Genomic DNA, 18,658 nt, shown 5'->3' with positions numbered 1-18,658 from the left:
AGGTGAGGAGCCGCCATGCCCACATCAGCCCTGCCCGAATCCGGCCGCACTGCGCCGGAAAAATCACGAATGCGGTCTATTGTGATCTGGACCGCCGTCTCGCTGGTCGGCGCGGTCGGCTGGGGAGTCCTCGCGCTGGCCCGCGGGGAGGAGATCTCCGCCGTCTGGCTGGTGATGGCCGCGCTCGGCTCGTACGCCATCGGCTACCGCTTCTACTCCCGCTTCATCGCCCGCCGGGTCCTTGAGGTGGACGACACCCGCGCCACCCCGGCCGAGCGGCTGGAGGACGGTGTCGACTACCACCCGACGGACAAGCGGGTGCTGTTCGGCCACCACTTCGCGGCCATCGCCGGCGCCGGTCCGCTGGTGGGCCCGGTCCTGGCGGCCCAGATGGGTTACCTGCCGGGCACCGTGTGGATCATCGCCGGTGTGATCTTCGGTGGTGCGGTGCAGGACATGATCGTGCTGTTCCTCTCCATGCGCCGGGACGGCAAGAGCCTGGGGCAGATGGCCCGGGACGAGATCGGCAAGGTGGGCGGTGCCGCCGCGCTGATCGGCGTCCTGGCCATCATGATCATCCTGCTCGCGGTGCTGGCGATGGTCGTCGTCAACGCGCTCGCGGAGTCCGCCTGGGGCACCTTCTCGGTCACCATGACCATCCCCATCGCCCTCTTCATGGGCTTCTACCTGCGCTACCTGCGGCCCGGCCGGGTCGTGGAGACCAGCGTCATCGGCGTCGCGCTGCTGCTGCTCGCCATCGTCGGCGGCGGCTGGATCCAGAACTCCTCACTCGCCGAGTTCTTCATCTGGAGCCCGGAGACCCTGGTCTTCTGCCTGGTCGGCTACGGCTTCGTCGCCTCCGTGCTGCCGGTGTGGATGCTGCTGGCCCCCCGCGACTACCTGTCGACCTTCATGAAGGTCGGCACCATCGCCCTGATGGCCATCGGCGTCGTGATCGCCGCCCCCACCCTGAAGGCCCCCGACGTCACCGAGTTCGCCCACACCGGTGCCGGGCCGGTGTTCGCCGGGTCGCTGTTCCCCTTCCTGTTCATCACCATCGCCTGCGGCGCCCTGTCCGGCTTCCACGCCCTGGTCTCCTCCGGCACCACCCCGAAGCTGATCCAGAAGGAGTCCCAGGTCCGGCTGATCGGCTACGGCTCCATGCTCACCGAGTCCTTCGTCGCCGTCATGGCCCTGATCGCCGCCTGCGTCCTGGAACCCGGCCTGTTCTACGCCATGAACGCCCCGGCCGCACTGCTCGGCCCGACCGCGGACACCGCCGCCGAAGCGGTGAAGAACCTCGGCTTCACCATCACCCCGGACCAGCTGGCCGCGGCCGCCAAGGCCGTCGAGGAACAGACGCTGGTCGGCCGCTCCGGCGGCGCGCCCACGCTGGCGGTGGGCATGTCGGAGATCTTCTCCAGCGTGTTCGGCAGCGGCCTCAAGGCGTTCTGGTACCACTTCGCCATCATGTTCGAGGCGCTGTTCATCCTCACCACGGTGGACGCCGGCACCCGGGTGGGCCGCTTCATGCTGCAGGACATGCTCGGCAACGTGTGGAAGCCGATCGGCCGGGTCACCTGGAAGCCGGGCATCTGGATCACCAGCGCCCTGGTCGTCGGCGCCTGGGGCTACTTCCTCTACGCCGGCGTCACCGACCCGCTGGGCGGCATCAAGCAGCTGTTCCCGCTGTTCGGCATCGCCAACCAGCTGCTGGCCGCGGTCGCCCTGGCCGTCACCACGACCATGCTCATCAAGGCCGGCAAACTGCGCTGGGCCTGGGTCACCGGCATCCCGCTCGTCTGGGACACGGCCGTCACCTTCACCGCCGGCTGGCAGAAGATCTTCTCCGACAACCCGAAGATCGGCTTCTTCGCCCAGCGTGACGCCTACGCCGACGCCATCGACGCCGGCAAACTCCTGCCCGGCGCCACCAACATGGACGACATGCACACCATCGTCCTCAACAACACCGTCGACGGCGTGATCATGGCGGTCTTCCTGCTGCTGGTCCTCATCGTCCTGGTCAACTGCGCGGTGGTGTGCGTCCGCGCCGTTAGGGCCGCCGAACCGCTGCCGACGTCCGAGGCACCGTACGTCGAGTCCCGCATCGACGTGCCGCAGCAGCGCAGCAACGACGACGCGCTGGTCGGGGCGGACTCATGAGCGCCGTGAAGAAGGTACTGGACAGCGTGATCTGGTACGCGCGGGAACTGACCGGCGAGACGGAGTACGACCGCTACTGCGAGCGGCACCGTCGCAACCACCCGGATGCCCCGGTGCCCACCCGCGCCGAGTACGACCGGATGCGCACCATGCAGAGCGAGTGCGAGTCCCCGGGCCGCTGCTGCTGACCTCCCCCACCACAGCGCCCTGAACACGGGGCGGGCATGCCTTCAGCCCTGACGGCACGCCCGCCCCGTACACCCCTTTTTTTGCCTATTCGACCGGGACCGAGATGTTCAGACGTCGCCCCGCCCTGCTGGTCCGCCCCGCACTCGACGATCAGGCCCTCCACCAGACCCTGACCGAACTACGCCCCGAACAGCAGCTCCACGGTCTCGGCGCGGGCTCCTCGCACCCCGCCTGGGAGCCGGTCGCCGAACTGCTGCGCGCGACGGGGCACGACTGGGACCGCCGGACGCACCGGATCTCCGTACTGGCGCGGAGCCTGCCCGCCGTGGTCTGCGAACGATGGGCCGCCGACCGGCCCGGCGACGGGGACGCCCTGACCCTGCGCGCCTTCATGCAGGTCACCAGGGCCGCGGACGGGGGGCGGGACGCCGCCCGGTCGGCCGAGCAGTCGTGCCTGCGCGCAGCCGACGCCTGCCCCGGGGACCCGACGCCTTGGCTGGCTCTGCTGGCCCTGATGCGCTCCTTCGCCGTCCCCGTTCACGACGCCGTTCCCGTCTGGACCGAGGCCGTCAACCGTGCCCCGTGGCACCGGACGGCCTACCACGACCTGCTGCGGTACCTGTCCCCGCGCGGACACGGAAGCGTCGCCGACATGCTGGACTTCGCACGGCTGAGCGCCGCCCGGGCACCGTACGGATCCCCGGTCGCACTGCTGCCCGTGGCGGCCCGCGTGGAAGTAGTCGCCCACCGGCTGCGGCAGTCGGCCTTCGGTGCGGGCCGCGACTGGAACGAACCGCAGGTCGCGGAGGAGATCGACATCGCCCTGAACAAGTGGTTCGACGCCGGTGCCACCTCGCACGCCGAGTCGCTGATCGACCTCAACGTCCTCGCCTTCGCCCTGGTCCAGGCGTACCGGCCGGACGACGTCAGGCGGGTCCTCAAGCGCATAGGGCGCCACATGACCCCCCACCCCTGGGACCTCCTGCCCCAGCCGGAACGCACCTTCCGCTACTGGAGTGGCCGCTGAACCGCCCGGCGCGCCCGGGCGTCCGCTACACGGACGCCGGTTGCGTGTCCGGCGTTCCCCTCTCGGCGGCCGCGGCGTTCCTGTCCCGGGCCTCCCGCCGGACCAGGACCACCCAGCCGACCGGGACGCCCGCGGAGAACAGCCACCACTGGATGGCGTACGCGTAATTCAGCGCGGCCGGCTCGTCACCGGGCTCGCCGACCAGCTCAGGAGTGCTGCCCTTCGGCTCGGGCGCAGTCTGCGTGATGTAGCCGCCGAGCACCTCGGCGCCGAGGCGCCGCGCCTCCTGCTCGCTGCTGATCAGCATGATCTGCCGGTCCGGCAGCCCCGACAGGTCCTTGATGCCGCTCGCCGCGGTTGTCTCGTCGGGCATCAGCCGCCCCGTGACGGTGATCTGGCCGCGGGGCGGTGCCGGGATCTCCGGGAAGGCGGACTGCGACGGGGCCGAGGGGATCCAGCCGCGGTCGACCAGCAGCACCTTGCCGTCCGTCAGGACCAGCGGGGTGAGGACGTGGACGCCGACCGTTTCGTCGGCGTTGACGCGGCGCCTGACGACGACTTCCCGCTCGGTGTCGAAGGTGCCCTTCGCGGTCACGCTGCGGTACCGCTCGTCCCGGGTGACGGTGTGTCCGGGCGAGGTCAGCTTCTCCACGGGTACCGGCTCGGCGTCGAGCGCGTCGGAGACCAGCTGGTTCCGGGCGGTGCGCTCGTCGTAGCGATGCATCTGCCAGAAGCCCAGCCTGACCATCGTGGGGATCAGGACGAGGGCGACCAGCGTGAGGATCACCCACTGCCGGGACAACAGGAAGCGGTACACCCCACGACCGTACAACTCGGTCGTGGGGTGTGTTCAGTGGGGTACCGGAAGGGTGCCTTCCGGGGACGGCTCACACCTTGTCGACAATCCCCACCTTGCCTTCCGAGCGGGCGCAGTGTGCGCCGCAGTACCAGTGGCCCTCGACCTCGACGCCCTGACCGATGATCTGCACACGACAGTGCTCGCAGAGGGGTGCCATGCGGTGGATCGCACAGGAGAAGCAGTCGAAGACGTGCACCGCGCCCTGCGCGTGCACCTCGAAGGTCATTCCGTAGTTGTTGCCACATACTTCGCAGGTCGCCATGGGCCACAGGGTGAGCCGTCCGCGCCGCGCGGGCGAGACGCCGCCGGGCGAGTCGCACGGCAATCACCCGTCCGTACGGTCACCGCCGCGAGGTCACAGTTCCGACGCCGGTTCCACATCCCTGAGCAGCTGCCCGAACGCCGCCTCGTCCACGACGGGCGTCCCGAACTGCCGCGCCTTGACCACCTTCGACGTGCCCGAGTCGGGGTCGTTGGTCACGAGCAGGCTGGTCAGCCGGGACAGGCTCGTCGCGACATGGAGCCCGGCCTCGGCCGCACGGTCCTCCAGCAGCTCCCGCTCGACCGAGGTGTCCCCGGAGAAGGCGACCCGCATGCCCTGCTTGAGCGGCTTGCCCTCTTCGTAACGCCCTGGATTGGGATGGGGGCATGCGGGCCTTTTACGGGAGGGGCGCCAACTGCCCGGCCGATAACCGTCGTAGCCGCCCGACTGCTGCCCGATCCGGGGCGTGGCGGCCCGGTCCCTCCACTCGGTCAGCGGCCGGCACTCGTGCAGCGGCAGCCGTACGCCGCCCGCGGCCGCGGCCCGCAGGCTCGGCCGGAACGCCTCCGCCAGCACACGCGCGTCGTCGAGCGCGTGGTGCGCCTGCCGCTGTACCACGCCGAAGTGCGCCGCCAGCGACTCCAGCTTGTGGTTGGGCAGGGGCAGACCCAGCTCCTTGGAGAGCGCGATGGTGCACAGCCGCTGCCGCACCGGTGCCTCGCGCCGGGCGCGCGCGTACTCCCGCGCGATCATCTGCCAGTCGAAGACGGCGTTGTGCGCGACGAGCACCCGGTTCGCGAGCCGGGCCGCGAACTCCTCGGCGATGTCCGGGAAGAGGGGGGCGCCTTCGAGTGCCTCGCTCGTCAGGCCGTGGATCCACACCGGGCCCGGATCCCGCTCCGGGTTGACGAGCGTGTACCAGTGGTCCTCGACCTCACCGCGCGCGTCCAGCCGGTAGACGGCCGCGGAGATTATCCGGTCGTCGCGGGCCAGGCCGGTGGTCTCCACGTCAACGACCGCGTATCCCCTGGGATACGCGGCCGGCCACGCTGTTGCGGAGGACGCCGCCGTCGTGAGGTCTTCGAGCATGGTCCCTGAGGATACGGGCTGCGACTGACAGTCCTCTCCCTCAGGTGCCCTGCGGCGCCCGCCTGTTCGAGTGTTCCGAATGTCCGTGCGCGCGGCTGTGGGCCTTTGCGCGCCCGGTGCGACCGTGCTGCCCGCCCGCCAGGTGACGGCCTCACGAAGGGTGCCCCGTACGCGGTCGCCGCGGTCTTTCCGCCGCCGCTCAAGCCCACGGGCCGGCCTCTGCCTTGCCGGCCCGGCACGGCATCGCCGTCGTGGAGGCGCACGGCGCCGTCGACACGAACTGCCTCTGCCGGAGCCCGCCGCCGGGGCCGGAAGACCGACTTCTCCTTCAAGTTCCTTCCCACGGTGGACGGTTCGGGCTTCGACTGCGATCCGGTGCTTGTGTACTGACCGCGCAAGGAGCGGGTGCGCGGACCGGAGCGGGTCACCGGCGACGTTCCGTGAGGGTCTGCGGTACGCGTACGCGGGCGGGCCCCGGGACGAGGTCGCGGCGATGTTCGGCCCGACGGTGGCCGAACTGGCCGAGCTCCTCGGGGAACCGCCGGCGGACGCTACGAGTCCGGTGTTCGTGCGGGGAGCGTCACCGCGGGTCCGGTGACGCGCGGGAGGCGGCCGTGCGGGGCGCCGGTACGGGGCGTCGGTCCCGGTCCGGTGGTGCCCGGGGTGCGATCCTCCGGGTGTGACGGAACCAGTGCACAGCGAGGCTCACGGCGGCGGGCTCGGCACGCGCCTCAACTGGCTGCGGGCTGCGGTCCTCGGGGCGAACGACGGCATCGTGTCCACCGCTGGTCTGGTCGTCGGCGTGGCGGGCGCGACGCACGACCGCTCCTCCCTGCTGACGGCCGGCCTGGCCGGACTGCTCGCGGGGTCCATGTCGATGGCCGCGGGGGAGTACGTGTCCGTCTCCACCCAGCGCGACTCGGAGAAGGCCGCCCTGGCCCTGGAGAAGCGGGAGTTGCGCGAGCAGCCGGAGGCCGAGCTGGAGGAGCTGACCGAGCTGCTGGCGGAACGGGGACTGTCCCGGGGCGTGGCCAGGGAGGCCGCGGTCCAGCTGACGGAACGCGACGCGCTCAGAGCGCACGCGCGCGTGGAGCTCGGTATCGACCCCGACGAGCTCGCCGACCCGTGGCACGCGGCGTGGGCGAGCTTCCTGGCGTTCACGGTCGGAGCCCTTTTGCCCCTGCTGGCCGTCGTGCTGCCGCCGGCCGAATGGCGGCTGGTCGTCACCGTGGTCTCCGTCCTCGCCGCGCTCGTCATCACGGGCTGGACCAGCGCACGGCTGGGAGCGGCGGACCCGCGCCGGGCGGTGCTGCGCAACGTCGCGGGCGGCGCGCTGGCCATGGGGATCACCTACGCGGCCGGGACGCTGCTCGGGGCGGCGGGCGTCTAGCGCCGCGTCGGCCAAGGTTCGCCCCGTCGCGACGCCCGGCACCCTCCCCACTGCCTCAAGGGCGTGGGAGGTGCCCCCACTCGCCGCACCGGCCGAAAGCCCGAGTACGTCCTAGTACGAGGACTTCCGGCCGGCACGCCGAGAGCACGCACCCGACACCGCTCCTTGACGGGCGAACCTTGGCCGACGCGCACTGGTGCACTCGGTCATGACTTCGACGCCGACACACCGCGCGCGCGGGCCGGCCCCCGATGCCTGGGCGCCCGCCACGCGCGTCACGGCCGTGGTCCACGCCGCCGCCACCCGTGCAGGCCTCGTCGCCGGGGCCGGCGGCCCGCTCTTGCGGCTGTCCGACAACCTCATCGCGACCGGCGTCGCGGACCGGCCGCAGCTGCCGACCCCCGGCTTCTGGATCATGCTCACGTCCATCGCCGCGCGGCGGCTCCCGACCCGGGGCACCCTCGGCGGGCGACGGGCGCCGACGACGGCGTACGGCGAGGTTCGCCCGACCACGCCCTGAGTGGTGACCATCGCTCCGTCCACGTGCGGTGATTCAGACCCACCGGGCGGTGTCCGTCCCCCACGGCACCGGCGGCCGCGTCCAGTCGACCGGACCGCCTTCGAAGGAGACCGGCGGCAGGGCGTACCGCAGCCGGCCGAGCGCACTGTCCGACTCGGACAGCCAGGAGGCGGGACCGTCGTACGTGGCGTTCTCCGCCTCACCCGTCCCGGACCCGGCACCGGTCCCGTTCATCAGCCACTGCGCCGTCCGCGCCAGCGCCAGCCGGACGAGCCGGCTGCCACCCTCGTACGACTGCTCGGTCAACGCCCGCAGCACCGCCGCCGCCAGCAGGTATCCCGTCCCATGGTCGAGGGCCTGCGCGGGCAGCGCGCCGGGCCGCTCCAACGATCCCTCCGTCGCGGCGACACCGGTGGCCGCCTGCACCAGGCTGTCGAATCCGCGCCGCTCGCCCCAGGGCCCGTAGGCGCCCCAGGCCGACAACTGCGCGACGACCACGCCGGGCCGCCGCTCGGCCAGCGCCTGTGGCGAGAGCCCGAACCGGTCGAGGGCGCCCGGCCGGTAGCCGGTGACGACCACGTCCGCCGCCGCGAGCAGTTCCTCGAAGGCGTGCCGGTCGGCCATCAGATCCAGCGTCGCCGACCGTTTCCCGAATCCCGTGTCGGCGTGCTGGTCGGGGAGTTCGGGCAGATCCCAGGTGTCCAACCGCAGCACGTCCGCGCCCAGCAGGGCGAGCGTACGGGTGGCGACGGGGCCCGCGATGACCCGGGTCAGGTCCAGGACCCGTAGTCCGGCCGCCGGCAGCAGCGGGGCACTCTGCACGGGCGTGAGTACGCGCGCGTGGGCGCGGTCCAGCCGCCGTCGCTCGACCAGTGGCCGACCGGCCACCGCGACGGCCTGCTCGTGCGCGGCCCACTCGTCGGGCGTCCGCAGCGCGACGGCGAGACCCCCGGCCGTGTACACGGCCTCCTCGGCCTCCAGCGACGTCCGCTCGGCGAGTACCGGCTCTACCGAGTCCGCGTGGTCCTCCGTCAGTCCCAGCGCGGACAGCAACCCCGTTCGGTGATGCGGATAGTTGGCGTGTGTACGCACCCATCCGTCCGCCGTCCGCCAGAACCGGGACAGCGGCGCGAAGGTGACCGGCGCCCGCCCGTCGACCAGTAGATGCCGCTCGCTGACGAACGCCGTGGCCACCGCCCCGTCGTCCACGCGTACCCGGGGCACCTCGGCGAGCCCGGCCCGCCGCGCCCCCAGCTCGGCCGCGGCCAGCGCGCACGCGCCCACGCATGCCCGCGCCAACTCCCGTACGGGAAGGCGCCCTTGGAGAGCGCCCTCCCGCACCACGGTCGACACCCGCGCGAGCAGGGCGGCATCGCCGCCCAACGAGGACCACGCGAACCCGATATCAGTCATGACTGCACTATGCAGTATTGACTGAATCAATATGTGGGCCTACTCGGTCACCGCGTCCAGCGCGTTGACGATGCCGAACCCGTAGAACCCGTTGACGCGCTTGCCCCCCTCGCACACCGCGTCCTGTGTGCCGTCGCCGTTCTGGTCGTACGACTCCGGGCAACCCGGGTTGTCCGCCTGGGCCTTGAGCAGCAGCTCCAGCTGGGCCGGGGTCGCCCACCGGTGCGTCGACTTCAGCAGCGCGGCGACGCCCGCGGCGTGCGGGGAGGCCATCGACGTGCCCTGCAGGAAGCCGTACTCGCCGTTCGGCATGGTGGACAGGATGCGGCCGTTCTTCGACGGCGTGTCCGGGATCTGGTAGAGCCGGTCGCCGCCCGGCGCCGCCACGTCGACGACACCCTTGCCGTACGAGGAGTAGTACGACTTGAGGTTGTTCACGCCCGTCGCGCTGACCGTGACGACGCCCGGCAGCTGCGTCGGCACGTCGAAGCACTCGTGCGGGTCGATCGTCCGCTCGTACGGCGTGCCGTCGTCGGGGCTGCTGGCGTCGACGATCGCGTCGGAGTCCAGGTCGTGGTTGGAGTTGCCCGCCGACGCCAGGTTCAGAGTGCCCTTGTGCCGGGCGTACAGCTGGGCCCGGTTGACCGCGTCGACGATCGCCTTCTGGTCGGGGTCGTCCATGCAGTTGTACAGCCACGGGTCGACGTAGTAGCTGTTGTTCGTGATCTCGACGCCGTGGTCGGCGGCGAACACGAAGGCGCAGACCACGCTCTCGGGGTAGAACAGCCCGTTGTCCGGGTCGCTCACCTTGATGCCGGAGACCTTCACGCCAGGGGCCACGCCCGCGACGCCTATGCCGTTGCGGGCCGCGGCGATCTCACCGGCCACATGGGTGCCGTGGTAGTCCTCCGCGGTGTACGGACGCCAGGCGCCAGCGCTGGTGTCCGGGACGCCGCCGACGCAGTTCGCGGACTGCGCGGCGGAGAAGTTCGCGGTGAGATCCGGGTGGGTGTCGTCGACGCCGGTGTCGATCACGGCGACGGTCACCTTGCCGCTGCCCGGGTTGATCTGCGCCGCCTTGTCGGCGCCTATCGCCCGCAGGTCCCACTGGTCGGCCTCGAGGGGCTCGCTCTCTCCCGCGGCGGCGGAGGCGCTCGCGACCTTCTCGGCCTGCTCCTTCGACAGGATCTGCGCCGAGCCCTCGTCGGTCGTACCGGCGGCGGTCAGCGGAGCGGTGCGCGTGGCACCCGCCGACTGGACCCCGCGCACCGCGCGTATCTGCTCGCCGAAGTCCGGGTTCGCCGAGTGGACGACGATCACACCGATCTTCTCGTACGTCACCACGATCGTGCCGCCGGCCGCGACAACCGCCTTCTTCACCGACTCGATCGTGTGGTGGTCCAGCCTCGTGTTGACGACATACGCGAGGCTGGGCGCGTCCGCGGCCTGCACAGCGCTCTCCACGCGCGGGGCGGCCGACGCCGCCGCCGGCAGGAAGCCGAGCGAGGCCGTGAGCGACAGCACGACCGGCACGGCGAGGGCGAGGCGGCGTCTGGAACGCAGATGAGCCATGGGATCTCCACATCATCCGGAAACGAAAACCGCCCGAGGCGGCGGTGGTGCTCGGGCAGGTACATGACGGGTTGTGCAGGCCGAAGCTATCTCCCGAAGTCGCTGGCCAGCAATGACCTGCCCGAGGTGACTTCGGAAAGAAGCCAGGCGAGTTGAACCGGTCCCAACGCGCCGCCGTGACGTTGAACAGGGAGCGCGAGGACACTCGCCGCCTTTCATCGACGTCCAGCACCCGCAACGCGAGGAGACTCCGTGGCCACCGACGCACCACCCCCCTCGAAAGAGCAGCACCACCTACCCTCGACCGAGGAGTTCGCCGAGGTGCAGGAGAGCGCGGACTTCGCTGAACTGCGCCGCTCCTACCGCTCGTTCGCCTTTCCGCTGACCGTCGCCTTCATCGCCTGGTACCTGCTGTACGTGCTGCTGTCGAACTACGCGGGCGACTTCATGGGCACCAGGCTGTTCGGCAACATCAACGTGGCTCTGGCCTTCGGCCTCGCCCAGTTCCTCACCACGTTCCTCATCGCCTGGTGGTACGCGCGGCACGCCGCCACGAAGCTCGACCCCAAGGCCGAAGCCATCAAGTCCCGGATGGAGGGCGGCGCATGAGCTCCGCGATCACATTGGCGGCGGGTGGCGCGGCCGGCGAGCACCGCGGTCTGATCATCACCCTGTTCTCGGTGTTCGTCGTCGCGACCCTCGTCATCACCGTCTGGGCCGGCCGGCAGACCAAGGACGCCGCCGACTTCTACGCGGGCGGCCGCCAGTTCACCGGCTTCCAGAACGGCCTGGCCGTCTCCGGCGACTACATGTCCGCCGCGTCCTTCCTCGGCATCGCGGGCGCCATCGCCCTCTTCGGCTACGACGGCTTCCTCTACTCCATCGGCTTCCTGGTCGCCTGGCTGGTCGCCCTGCTCCTGGTCGCGGAGCCGCTGCGAAACTCCGGCCGCTACACCATGGGCGACGTGCTCGCGTACCGGATGCGCCAGCGTCCCGTCCGTACGGCGGCCGGCACGTCCACCATCGTCGTGTCGATCTTCTACCTGCTGGCGCAGATGGCGGGCGCGGGCGTCCTGGTCTCGCTGCTGCTCGGCATCACCAGCGACGGCGGCAAGATCGGCATCGTGGCGCTGGTCGGTGTCCTGATGATCGTGTACGTCACCATCGGCGGCATGAAGGGCACCACCTGGGTGCAGATGGTCAAGGCCGTGCTGCTGATCGCCGGCGCCCTGCTGCTCACCTTCCTGGTCCTGCTGAAGTTCGACTTCAACGTCTCCGGCCTGCTCGGCTCGGCCGCCGACAACAGCGCCAAGGGCGCCGCCTTCCTGGAGCCGGGACTGAAGTACGGCGCCACCGGCACCACCAAGCTGGACTTCATCTCGCTGGGCATCGCCCTGGTCCTCGGCACCGCCGGCCTGCCGCACATCCTGATCCGCTTCTACACGGTGCCCACTGCCAAGGCCGCCCGTAAGTCGGTCATCTGGGCCATCGGCCTCATCGGCGCCTTCTACCTGATGACACTCGCACTCGGCTTCGGCGCCGCCGCGCTCATCAAGCCGGCCGAGATCATCGCCTCCAACAAGGCGGGCAACACAGCGGCACCCCTGCTGGCGCTCCATCTGGGCGGGGCCGACTCCGACTGGGGCGCCATCCTGCTCGCCACCATCTCGGCGGTCGCCTTCGCCACGATCCTCGCCGTCGTCGCCGGCCTGACCCTGGCCTCGTCCTCCTCGTTCGCCCACGACATCTACGCGAACGTCATCAAGCGGGGGCAGGCGACCGAGAAGCAGGAAGTGGGCGCGGCACGCTGGGCGACCGTCGGTATCGGCGCCGTCTCCATCCTGCTGGGCGCCCTCGCCCGCGACCTGAACGTCGCGGGCCTGGTGGCCCTCGCGTTCGCGGTCGCCGCCTCCGCCAACCTGCCGACCATCCTCTACAGCCTCTTCTGGAAGCGGTTCACCACCAGCGGCGCCCTGTGGTCCATCTACGGCGGCCTGGTCACGGCGGTCGGCCTGGTGCTGTTCTCGCCGGTGGTCTCGGGCAAGCCCACGTCGATGTTCCCGGACGTCGACTTCCACTGGTTCCCGCTGGAGAACCCGGGCATCGTCTCGATCCCGGTCGGCTTCCTGCTGGGCGTCATCGGCACCCTGCTGTCCAAGGAGGAGCCGGACACCGGCAAGTACGCGGAGCTTGAGGTACGGTCCCTGACCGGCACCGGCGCCCACTGAGCCGCCTCGGACGAGGCCGCGTCGTAGAGATCTACAACGCGGCCGCGTCCTACGTCGTGGGATGGGGCCCTGTCGTCGTCGGTGCTGTCACGTAGGCTCGCAGGTGACGGAAGAGAAATGCGATCCGCTACGAGGGAGGGGGCCCACGTGCTCATCGACACCTACGGCCGGGTGGCCACCGACCTGAGGGTCTCGCTGACCGACCGGTGCAACCTGCGCTGTACCTACTGCATGCCCGAGGAAGGCCTGCAGTGGCTGGCGAAGCCCGACCTGCTCACGGACGACGAGATCGTCCGGCTGATCGACATCGCCGTCACCTCTCTCGGCATCAAGGAGGTCCGCTTCACGGGCGGTGAGCCCCTGCTGCGCCCCGGCCTGGTAGGCATCGTCGAGCGGGTCGCCGGCTTGGCTCCACGCCCCCAGATGTCCCTCACCACGAACGGCATCGGCCTCAAGCGCACGGCGGCGGCCCTGAAGGCGGCGGGCCTGGACCGGGTCAACGTCTCGCTGGACACGCTGCGCCCCGACGTCTTCAAGGCCCTCACCCGCCGAGACCGCCACAAGGACGTCATCGAGGGGCTGCACGCCGCCCGCGACGCGGGTCTGACCCCGGTCAAGGTCAACACGGTCCTGATGCCCGGGCTGAACGGCGACGAGGCTCCGGACCTGCTGTCCTGGGCGGTCGAGCACGACTACGAACTGCGCTTCATCGAGCAGATGCCGCTGGACGCCCAGCACGGCTGGAAGCGCGACGGCATGATCACCGCCGGCGACATCCTGGCCTCCCTGCGCACCCGCTTCGAGCTGACGCCCGAGGGCTCCGAGGAGCGCGGCTCGGCTCCCGCCGAACGCTGGATCGTCGACGGCGGCCCGCACCGCGTCGGCGTCATCGCCTCCGTCACCCGCCCGTTCTGCTCGGCCTGCGACCGCACCCGCCTCACGGCCGACGGCCAGATACGCACATGCCTGTTCGCCACCGAGGAGACCGACCTGCGCGCCGCCCTGCGCTCCGGCGCCCCCGACGAGGAGATCGCCCGCATCTGGCGCCTGGCGATGTGGGGCAAGAAGGCGGGCGCAGGCCTGGACGACCCGTCGTTCGTCCAGCCGGACCGGCCGATGTCGGCCATCGGCGGTTAGGAAGTCCCCGGGGACTCCCACTCGCTCAGCAGGACGACATCCTTCAAGAACCCCCTCACACCGAGGAACTGCGACAAGTGCTCCCGGTGTTCCTCGCACGCGAGCCATGTCTTGCGGCGCTCCGGCGTATGAATCTTCGGGTTGTTCCACGCGAGGACCCACACGGCGTCGGCACGGCAGCCCTTGGCGGAACAGATCGGGGTCTCGTCACTCACAGGTTCGTCTCACAGTTGCGCAAACAAGGCGACGCCGAGCAGCCACGGGGGGAGCTGCCCGGCGTCGGTCCGTCGCTCCGACGGGGGATGCGGAGCGCCTACGAAGTATGTCATGGGTCACCCGTCGCCCGGCACCGGAACAACATGATTGATCTGATGCTTTTCTCGAGCTTGGCGCGAAGACGACTTCCGTTTGCGGCAACCCGCAGGGGATCAGACAACGTCACGTCCGCTCGCGCGGATCGTTCCGCGCACCCGCCGCGGGATCGGCCGCCGCGTCTTCCGGGAAGGGTTCAGCGGCACTGTCCTCCGACGACGGCGGTGTGATCATCGGCCGCATCGGAGCGGCGACGAACGTCGACGGGAGGGACGGCGCGTTCTCCCGCCCCGCGTTCGCGATCACCACGGCGATATAGGGGAGAACCAGTCCGAGCACCAACGCCACCATCGCGACGTGCCGTTCGACGTTCCAGAGGGTGGCCGCGAGGATCACCGACGCCGTACGGATCGACATCGAGATGACATACCGGCGCTGGCGCCCGCGCACGTCTTCCTGGAGCCCCGCCCGGGCACCGGTGATCCGGAACACCTGGACGTGGCCGCCGCCATGCTGCTTCCGCATCACATTCCACCATCCGCCCGCATCGGACTCTCCCCGGCCCGTACCCGCACCGCCCCGGCAGGGGAACCGGGCCCGGACAGGTCCCACGTTACGCCGCGCCTGCGCCGCCTACGAGACCGGGGCGCATCCCGCCCGGCCGAACGGCCTGCGCCATGCTGTGCAGAGCCGTGTGCCGGGCTGCCGTACTCCGACATGCGCCGTACGGCGGACGGGCCGAGACTGGGCGTAGTGCTCACGTCGAGCCGTATGAGGAGGCAGCCATGGGCTGGTTCTGGGCGATCATCGTGGGATTCGTGCTGGGTCTGATCGCGAAGGCGATCATTCCCGGCAAGCAGCACAGCCCGCTCTGGCTGGTGACCATCTTCGGCATGCTGGGCGCCATCGCCGGCAACGCGATGGCCCGGGGGTTCGGCGTCGAGGAGACCGCCGGCATCGACTGGAGCCGGCACATCTTCCAGCTCATCGCCGCGATCGTCATCGTCGCGGCGGGCGACGCCCTGTACATGGCGATGTGGGGCAACAGAAAGATGCAGCGCCGGGCCTGAGCAACGCCCGGCGAAGGGGGCGGACCACCGCACGGGAGTCCGCCCCCTTCGCCGTGCTCACCGGACGACGAGTGTGTGACGACCCGGCCTCTAGGCGGACGTGACCTCGACCGCCGCCAGGTTCTTCTTGCCCCGGCGCAGTACCAACCAGCGCCCGTGCAGCAGGTCCTCCCTGGCGGGGACCGCGTCCTCGGCGGGGACCTTCGCGTTGTTCACGTAGGCGCCGCCCTCCTTGACCGTGCGGCGCGCGGCCGACTTGCTGGCCACGAGGCCGACCTCGGCGAACAGGTCGACCACCGGGGGAAGCTCGGCGACCTGGACGTGCGGCACCTCGGAGAGGGCCGCCGCCAGTGTCCTCTCGTCGAGCTCCGCCAGCTCGCCCTGGCCGAAGAGCGCCTTGGACGCCGCGATCACGGCGGCCGTCTGGTCGGCGCCGTGCACCAGCGTCGTCAGCTCCTCGGCCAGCGCACGCTGAGCGGCCCGGGCCTGCGGGCGCTCCTCGGTCTGCTTCTCCAGCTCTTCGAGCTCTCCACGGGACCTGAAGGACAGGATGCGCATGTATGTCGAGATGTCACGGTCGTCCACGTTCAGCCAGAACTGGTAGAACGCGTACGGCGTCGTCATCTCCGGGTCGAGCCAGACCGCGCCGCCCTCGGTCTTGCCGAACTTGGTGCCGTCCGCCTTGGTCATCAGCGGCGTCGCCAGGGCGTGCACGTTGGCATGCGGCTCCAGCTTGTGGATCAGGTCCAGGCCCGCCGTGAGGTTGCCCCACTGGTCGCTGCCGCCCTGCTGGAGCGTGCAGCCGTGCCTCCGGTACAGCTCCAGGAAGTCCATGCCCTGGAGCAGCTGGTAGCTGAACTCCGTGTAGCTGATGCCCTGGTCGGACTGCAGGCGCCGGGCGACCGAGTCCTTCGTCAGCATCTTGTTGACGCGGAAGTGCTTGCCGATGTCCCGGAGGAACTCGATGGCCGACAGGCCGGCCGTCCAGTCCAGGTTGTTGACCATCACCGCGGCGTTCTCGCCCTCGAAGGACAGGAACGGCTCGATCTGCGCGCGCAGCCGGGTCACCCAGTTCGCGACCGTCTCCGGGTCGTTCAGCGTGCGCTCCGCCGTGGGGCGCGGGTCGCCGATCTGGCCGGTCGCCCCGCCCACCAGGGCCAGCGGACGCAGGCCCGCCTGCTGGAGGCGGCGCATGGTGAGGACCTGCACCAGGTGACCGACGTGCAGACTGGCCGCCGTCGGGTCGAAGCCGCAATAGAACGTGACGGGACCGTCCGCGAGCGCCTTGCGCAAAGCGTCCTCGTCAGTGGACAGGGCCCACAGGCCGCGCCACTTCAGCTCGTCGACGATGTCCGTCACGGTTCTCGTATCTCCTTGGATGATCTTCGGGCAGTCGAGTGACCACCGGCTACGAGGTTATACGCCCTGGCTGACAGAGCTCATATTGAAATCGGGGACCCGCAGCGCCGGCATCGCGGTCCTGGTGAACCAGTCACTCCACTCCCGCGGCAGCGTCTTCTCGGTCCGGCCCGCCTCCGTCGCCCGGCCGAGCAGGTCCACCGGCGACTCGTTGAACCGGAAGTTGTTCACCTCGCCGCTCACCTCACCGTTCTCGACGAGGTAGACGCCGTCCCGGGTCAGGCCGGTGAGCAGCAGTGTCGCCGGATCCACCTCGCGGATGTACCAGAGGCAGGTCAGCAGCAGCCCGCGTTCGGTGTTCGCGACCATCTCGTCCAGAGAACGGTCCTCGCCCCCGCTCAGGATCAGGTTGTCGATCGCGGGAGCCACCGGAAGTCCGGTCAGACCCGCGCTGTGCCGGCTGGTCATCAGATGCGCCAGCTCACCGTCGCGCAACCAGTCGGTCGCCGAGAGCGGCAGCCCGTTGTCGAACACCGACTGGTCGCCCCCGGAGGAGTGGGCGAGCACGAAGGGGGCGGACTCAAGGCCCGGCTCGTTCGGGTCGCTGCGCAGTGTCAGCGGCAGTTCGGTGAGCTTCTCGCCGATGCGCGTGCCGCCGCCGGGCTTGGAGAAGACCGTGCGGCCCTCGGCCGCGTCACGGCCCGACGCCGACCACATCTGGTAGATCAGCAGGTCCGCGACGGCGGTCGGCGGCAGCAGCGTCTCGTAGCGCCCCGCGGGCAGTTCGATGCGCCGCTCGGCCCAGCCCAGCCGCACGGCCAGCTCCGCGTCGAGCGCCGCCGGGTCGACGTCCTTGAAGTCCCGCGTCGACCGCCCCGCCCACGCCGAACGTGTACGGTCCGGCGACTTCGCGTTCAGCTCCAGCGTCCCGTTGGGCTGGTCATGGCGCAGCCGCAGCCCGGTCGACGTACCGAGGTAGCTGGACACCAGCTCGTGGTTGGCGAAGCCGTACAGCTCCCGGCCGCCCGCACGCGCGCGTGCGAACGCCTCACCGAGGGCCGGAGCGAAGTCGGCGAACACGGCGGAGGTGGTCTCCGCGGGCGCGTCCGTGAAGTCGGGTGCCTCCGGCACGCCCGTGACCAGCGGCTGGGCGTCCTCGGCGGGCCCGGCGGCGCGCGCCGCGGCCTCGGCGGCCCGGACGAGGGGCTCCAGCTCGTCCGCGGTCACGGCCGAGCGGGAGACGACACCGGAGGCCGTGCCCTCTTTGCCGTCGACGGTCGCGACGACGGTGATCGTGCGCCCGCGCGTGACGCCGTTGGTGGTCAGCGCGTTGCCCGCCCAGCGCAGGTTGGCCGTCGAGTGCTCGTCGGCGATCACGACGCAGCCGTCGGCCCGGGACAGCTCAAGGGCGCGCTCGACGACCTCGTACGGCTTGTGTGCCCTGTTCGTACCCGCGCTCATCGACCGGCCTCCTGCGTGGTGTTCAGAATGTTGACGCCCTTGAAGAGAGCCGACGGGCAGCCGTGCGAGACCGCCGCGACCTGGCCCGGCTGGGCCTTGCCGCAGTTGAAGGCGCCGCCCAGGACGTAGGTCTGCGGGCCGCCCACCGCGGCCATGGAGCCCCAGAAGTCGGTGGTCGTCGCCTGGTAGGCGACATCCCGCAGCTGCCCGGCGATCCGCCCGTTCTCGATCCTGAAGAAGCGCTGGCCGGTGAACTGGAAGTTCACCGCAGGGTCAGGGGGCATACGTCTCTGAACGGCGTTTGTGCAGGTCAGGCGGCTATTCAAGGTCTGCCCTCAATCCCTGTTCATACGGGTTGAAACCGGACTGTTCGGGGTCTGGTGATGACTTGGTGTCGACCTCTGGGAGACCCCCAGGGGGATGATCGAACCATGCTCAGGATGCCAGGCTGTGGATCAATGCAGAGGGTACCCAGAGAGCATGTGCGCGGGCGGGTCAGTTGCCGCCATCCTTGGGTCCGTCGTTCCCGTCTGGCCAGGTCGTTCGAGGAGCGCAGTCACTCCGAAGCTATGTGGAAGTTGTCCGTTGGAACCGGCTCCGGAGT

18 protein-coding genes and 2 pseudogenes are annotated in these 18,658 nt (G+C 70.4%); 10 read left to right on the top strand and 10 right to left on the bottom strand.

Translation table 11 applies throughout. The features are described 5' to 3' along the window. Positions 1–15 precede the first annotated feature (15 nt). From ACZ562_RS27075 to ACZ562_RS27065, 3 genes are all read left to right on the top strand, one after another. On the top strand, positions 16–2,166 hold the full coding sequence (locus tag ACZ562_RS27075; RefSeq protein ID WP_471184046.1) for a carbon starvation CstA family protein: 2,151 nt from the start codon (positions 16–18) through the stop codon (positions 2,164–2,166). Then, positions 2,163–2,354: a YbdD/YjiX family protein gene (locus ACZ562_RS27070; RefSeq protein ID WP_471184044.1), complete on the top strand. Its 192-nt coding sequence runs from the start codon at positions 2,163–2,165 to the stop codon at positions 2,352–2,354. Before ACZ562_RS27075 ends, ACZ562_RS27070 begins: the two co-directional genes overlap by 4 nt. 104 nt (positions 2,355–2,458) lie before the next feature. Further along, complete coding sequence (locus ACZ562_RS27065; protein ID WP_471184041.1) at positions 2,459–3,382, top strand: hypothetical protein; 924 nt, start codon at positions 2,459–2,461, stop codon at positions 3,380–3,382. Positions 3,383–3,407: 25 nt separating this feature from the next. On the opposite strand, the gene ACZ562_RS27060 is transcribed toward ACZ562_RS27065, so the two are convergent. From ACZ562_RS27060 to ACZ562_RS27050, 3 genes are all read right to left on the bottom strand, one after another. After that, positions 3,408–4,199 carry an SURF1 family cytochrome oxidase biogenesis protein gene (locus ACZ562_RS27060; RefSeq protein WP_471184039.1) on the bottom strand — a complete coding sequence of 264 codons (792 nt, stop codon included), beginning with the start codon at positions 4,197–4,199 and terminating at the stop codon, positions 3,408–3,410. 70 nt (positions 4,200–4,269) lie between these two features. Then, the gene (locus tag ACZ562_RS27055; protein WP_471184037.1) at positions 4,270–4,503 is read right to left on the bottom strand and encodes a hypothetical protein; all 234 of its coding nucleotides are present in this window, start codon (positions 4,501–4,503) and stop codon (positions 4,270–4,272) included. Between the two features lie 93 nt (positions 4,504–4,596). Next, positions 4,597–5,592 (bottom strand): DEDDh family exonuclease, encoded by a 996-nt coding sequence (locus tag ACZ562_RS27050; RefSeq protein ID WP_471184035.1) that lies wholly within the window; start codon positions 5,590–5,592, stop codon positions 4,597–4,599. Between the two features lie 230 nt (positions 5,593–5,822). On the opposite strand from ACZ562_RS27050, the pseudogene ACZ562_RS27045 reads away from it, so the two are divergent. From ACZ562_RS27045 to ACZ562_RS27035, 3 genes and pseudogenes are all read left to right on the top strand, one after another. Next, a pseudogene (locus ACZ562_RS27045) lies at positions 5,823–5,979 on the top strand (acetoacetate decarboxylase family protein); the annotation flags it as partial. Between the two features lie 292 nt (positions 5,980–6,271). Then, entirely contained in the window at positions 6,272–6,982 is a 711-nt protein-coding gene (locus ACZ562_RS27040; RefSeq protein WP_471184033.1) for a VIT1/CCC1 transporter family protein, read from the top strand. Between the two features lie 208 nt (positions 6,983–7,190). Then, entirely contained in the window at positions 7,191–7,502 is a 312-nt protein-coding gene (locus ACZ562_RS27035) for a hypothetical protein (protein ID WP_471184030.1), read from the top strand. Between the two features lie 33 nt (positions 7,503–7,535). Here the strand turns inward: ACZ562_RS27035 and ACZ562_RS27030 are convergent, their stop codons facing one another. Then, entirely contained in the window at positions 7,536–8,915 is a 1,380-nt protein-coding gene (locus ACZ562_RS27030) for a CoA transferase (protein ID WP_471184028.1), read from the bottom strand. A gap of 39 nt (positions 8,916–8,954) precedes the next feature. Then, entirely contained in the window at positions 8,955–10,487 is a 1,533-nt protein-coding gene (locus tag ACZ562_RS27025) for a S8 family peptidase (RefSeq protein ID WP_471184025.1), read from the bottom strand. 252 nt (positions 10,488–10,739) lie between these two features. On the opposite strand from ACZ562_RS27025, the gene ACZ562_RS27020 reads away from it, so the two are divergent. The 3 genes from ACZ562_RS27020 to moaA all read left to right on the top strand — a co-directional run bounded on the left by ACZ562_RS27020 (position 10,740) and on the right by moaA (position 13,852). Beyond that, the gene (locus ACZ562_RS27020) at positions 10,740–11,096 is read left to right on the top strand and encodes a DUF485 domain-containing protein (protein ID WP_471184022.1); all 357 of its coding nucleotides are present in this window, start codon (positions 10,740–10,742) and stop codon (positions 11,094–11,096) included. Beyond that, a complete protein-coding gene (locus ACZ562_RS27015) occupies positions 11,093–12,715 on the top strand; it encodes a solute symporter family protein (RefSeq protein WP_471184019.1) in 1,623 nt (540 codons plus the stop codon). Before ACZ562_RS27020 ends, ACZ562_RS27015 begins: the two co-directional genes overlap by 4 nt. Positions 12,716–12,862: 147 nt before the next feature. After that, positions 12,863–13,852 (top strand): GTP 3',8-cyclase MoaA, encoded by a 990-nt coding sequence (gene moaA, locus ACZ562_RS27010; RefSeq protein WP_471184016.1) that lies wholly within the window; start codon positions 12,863–12,865, stop codon positions 13,850–13,852. Here moaA and ACZ562_RS27005 read toward each other — a convergent pair. Both ACZ562_RS27005 and ACZ562_RS27000 read right to left on the bottom strand, forming a co-directional pair. Further along, a complete protein-coding gene (locus tag ACZ562_RS27005; RefSeq protein WP_471184014.1) occupies positions 13,849–14,067 on the bottom strand; it encodes a hypothetical protein in 219 nt (72 codons plus the stop codon). The genes moaA and ACZ562_RS27005 overlap by 4 nt on opposite strands. Before the next feature lie 223 nt (positions 14,068–14,290). Further along, positions 14,291–14,689, bottom strand: a complete 399-nt coding sequence (locus ACZ562_RS27000) for a DUF3099 domain-containing protein (RefSeq protein ID WP_471184012.1) — start codon at positions 14,687–14,689, stop codon at positions 14,291–14,293. A 260-nt stretch (positions 14,690–14,949) separates the two neighbouring features. Here ACZ562_RS27000 and ACZ562_RS26995 point away from each other — a divergent pair, with 260 nt between their 5' ends. Further along, positions 14,950–15,234, top strand: a complete 285-nt coding sequence (locus tag ACZ562_RS26995) for a GlsB/YeaQ/YmgE family stress response membrane protein (protein WP_471184009.1) — start codon at positions 14,950–14,952, stop codon at positions 15,232–15,234. 90 nt (positions 15,235–15,324) lie between these two features. Here the strand turns inward: ACZ562_RS26995 and tyrS are convergent, their stop codons facing one another. From tyrS to ACZ562_RS26980, 3 genes and pseudogenes are all read right to left on the bottom strand, one after another. Continuing rightward, entirely contained in the window at positions 15,325–16,593 is a 1,269-nt protein-coding gene (tyrS, locus tag ACZ562_RS26990; protein WP_471184007.1) for a tyrosine--tRNA ligase, read from the bottom strand. A 57-nt stretch (positions 16,594–16,650) separates the two neighbouring features. Further along, positions 16,651–18,054: a metallopeptidase TldD-related protein gene (locus ACZ562_RS26985; RefSeq protein WP_471184005.1), complete on the bottom strand. Its 1,404-nt coding sequence runs from the start codon at positions 18,052–18,054 to the stop codon at positions 16,651–16,653. Beyond that, positions 18,051–18,317, bottom strand: a pseudogene (locus ACZ562_RS26980) (metallopeptidase TldD-related protein); the annotation flags it as partial. The gene ACZ562_RS26985 and the pseudogene ACZ562_RS26980, both read right to left, overlap by 4 nt. Positions 18,318–18,658: the final 341 nt, after the last annotated feature.

The organism is Streptomyces sp. NPDC040410 (assembly GCF_055595715.1).
Note: the sequence above shows the minus strand (reverse complement) of the source record. Positions and strands in the feature narration are given on the sequence as shown.